2 protein-coding genes and 1 pseudogene are annotated in these 3,016 nt (G+C 73.8%); 2 read left to right on the top strand and 1 reads right to left on the bottom strand.

The window, feature by feature from the left end:
- Positions 1-143: 143 nt before the first annotated feature.
- Positions 144-773, top strand: a pseudogene (locus ACWJ6R_RS33550) (siderophore-interacting protein); the annotation flags it as partial.
- 208 nt (positions 774-981) lie between these two features.
- On the top strand, positions 982-1,086 hold the full coding sequence (locus ACWJ6R_RS33555; RefSeq protein ID WP_449066074.1) for an SIP domain-containing protein: 105 nt from the start codon (positions 982-984) through the stop codon (positions 1,084-1,086).
- A gap of 124 nt (positions 1,087-1,210) precedes the next feature.
- Here the strand turns inward: ACWJ6R_RS33555 and rox are convergent, their stop codons facing one another.
- Entirely contained in the window at positions 1,211-2,635 is a 1,425-nt protein-coding gene (gene rox, locus ACWJ6R_RS33560) for a rifampin monooxygenase (protein WP_449066073.1), read from the bottom strand.
- Positions 2,636-3,016 lie beyond the last annotated feature (381 nt).

The following is a 3,016-nucleotide window of genomic DNA, read 5'->3' on the forward strand; positions in this document are numbered from 1 at the left end:
CGGTGGCGGCCGCGCCCCGCTCCGGCCGGCCGGCACCGGCGGTCCGGGCGCCGCCGCGCCGGAGCGGACCGCCGCCAGGATTTGATCCATTAGGTTAGGCAAAGCTAAGTTGGTCGTGCAACCTCCTGACAGAAGGCGATCCCATGACCGTGAACAGCGCCCCGGCCCCGGAGCAGGCCAGGGAGATCCCCGCCTACCGCTTCTTCCACGTGCAGGTCCTGCGTTCGCACCGGCTCAGCCCGAGCTTCGTGCGGATCACCCTCACCGGCGACGACCTGGCCGCCTTCGCCCAGTGCGGTTTCGACCAGCGCGTCAAGGTGGTCCTCCCCCTGCCCGACGGCACCTTCACCCCGCTCGGCGACGACGACACCTGGTACGGGCGCTGGCGGGCGCTCCCCGAAGCGCTGCGCAACCCGATCCGCACCTACACCGTGCGCGCCGTACGGCCGGCGCTGCGCGAGCTCGACATCGACTTCGTCCTGCACGGCGACATCAGCCCCGCCTCCCGGTGGGCCGCCTACGCCGCCCCCGGGCACCGGCTCGTGGTGCTCGGCCCCAACGCGGCGTACTCCGGCCCGGCCGGCGGGCAGGAGTGGGCGCCCCCGCCCGGTGCGGACCGCCTGCTGCTGGCCGGTGACGAGACCGCGGTCCCCGCGATCTGCGCCATCGCCGAGAGCCTCTCCCCCGGCGTGCGGGCCAGGATCCTGCTCGAGGTCCCGGTGTCCGCCGACGCGCTCCCGCTCGACGTCCCGCCGGGTGTGCGGGTCACCTGGCTCCCCCGTGACGGGGCCCGCCACGGCGACCTGCTGGTCCCCGCGGTCCGCGAGGCGGTCCGCGAGCTCGCCGCGCCGGAGGCCTCCTCCGGCGCGCCGGCCGCGCTGGAGGACGTCGACGTGGACGCGGGCATCCTCTGGGAGGTGCCCCCCGCCCTCCGGCTCCGCCGCGGGCGGGTTCTACGCCTGGCTGGCCGGCGAGGCGGGGGTGGTCAAGCTGCTCCGCCGCCACCTGGTGCAGGAGGCCGGGATCGACCGCTCCTCGGTGGCCTTCATGGGCTACTGGCGGCTGGGCCGCACCGAGAGCGACTGACGGCTCCCGGCAGGACGATCGGCGGACGAGGCGGCATGGCCGATGCCGCCTCCGGCCGCCCGGCGGCCGACCGCCACCGGGCGTTCCGATCAGCCTCGGGGGCCTTCCGGTGGCTCAGGCGGGATCAGCCGGCGGGCCTGCCGAACCAGCGGGAGAGGTGGCGGTCCAGGTCCCGCTGGTCGTCGCCGATCCAGGCGACGTGGCCGTCGGGGCGCAGCAGGACGCACGGGACGTCCAGCGCCGCGGTGGGATCCGCGAGGTGATCGACCCGGTCGGCCCAGCCGCCGGAGGTCAGGCGTCCGGTGCGGTCCAGCAGCAGGCCGCGGCCGCGGTGCAGCAGGCCGTAGAGGCGGCCCTGTCTCACGTCGATGTCGCGCAGGCGGCGGCCGAGCAGGTCGGGGCCTTCGCCGAAGTCGTAGCGGATGCCGATCGCGGTGATCTTCTCGATCAGATGGCGGTTCACCTCGTCGAAGTCCATCAGTTCGGTGAGCAGCCTGCGCACGGCCTGCGGGCCCGGTCCGGCGGACAGCAGTTCCGTCTGGGCGCGGGTGTTGTCCAGCACGTCCTCGGCGACCGGGCGGCGTTCGGCCTGGTAGGTGTCCAGCAGCGTTTCCGGCGCCCAGCCGCGGATCTGCGCGGCCAGTTTCCAGCCGAGGTTGAACGCGTCCTGAACGCCCAGGTTGAGGCCCTGCCCGCCGATGGGCGGATGGATGTGCGCCGCGTCGCCGGCCAGCAGCACCCGCCCGACCCGATAGCGTTCGGCCAGCCGGGTGGCGTCCCCGAAGCGGGACAGCCAGCGCGGGGAGTGCACGCCGAAATCGGTTCCGGCGATGGCGCGCAACCGCTGCTTGAAATCCTCGAGGGTGGGCGGTGCGGCGCGGTCGCCGACTCCCGCGGCGGGGACCACGACGCTGTAGACGCCTTCACCGAAGGGCCGGAGCCAGAACGGCCGATGAGTCTCACCGATCTCGGCTGCCTTGGCGGCGATCTCCTCCTGCGGCACGCCCACTTCCATCTCGCCCATCAGCGTCTCGGTCCGCGAGGGCTCGCCGGGGAAGCCGACCCCGAGCAGTTTGCGCACCGTGCTGCGCCCGCCGTCGCAGCCGACGAGGTAGCGCGAACGCAGCCGCCGTCCGTCGGCCAGCCGGACGGTCACCCCCTCGTCGTCCTGCTCGAGACCGGCGACCGCGCGACCGCGCCGGATCCGCGCGCCCAGTTCGATCGCGTGCTCTTCGAGCAGACGCTCGATGACCGGTTGCGGGATGCCCAGCAGGTAGGCGTGCGCGGAATCCAGGTCCTCGGGCGCGGGTTTGGGGATGGCGGCGAAGAGGCCACCGGCCGGACGCCGTCTTCCGTGCCGGAGGACGCGATCCAGCAGCCCGCGCATCGCCATCAGTTCGAGACTGCGGACGTGCAGGCCGACGATGCGGACGAACGACTTGGGCTCGGTCTCCTGCTCCAGGACGAGCACCCGCACATCGTGCAGTCGCAGTTCGGCGGCCAGCATCGCGCCGGTCGGCCCGCACCCGGCGATGATCACGTCGGACACGAGGGCGCGCGGTCGGCGCCGGAGGCCGGCGACCGGAGCGCTCCGGGGCCGTCGCCCGCGGTGAGGTCTCGCTCGGCCGTGCCGTCCGATGGCGGATCGGCGGTGGCCTGCGGAGAGTTCATAGGTGTTGCCTTTCGGGAGTGCCTGCCTGCGAGGCGCTCCCGGCGACGCCTACGTCGATCGCCCGACCGTGACCGGGAGGGGGAGCACCCATATAGATCCAGCGTTCATGGGTCTCACCTCCTCGGGCGGTGTCACGATCACCCGCAAGCTACAAGCCCGGGGTCACCCCGTCCAGTCCTTTTCCGGCCGCGTGGCCACGGCTCCGGACGGACCCGTGCGGCCGCGGGGGGCGACGGGGCGGATCCGGCGTGGCGGCCC

The organism is Planomonospora algeriensis (assembly GCF_977012225.1).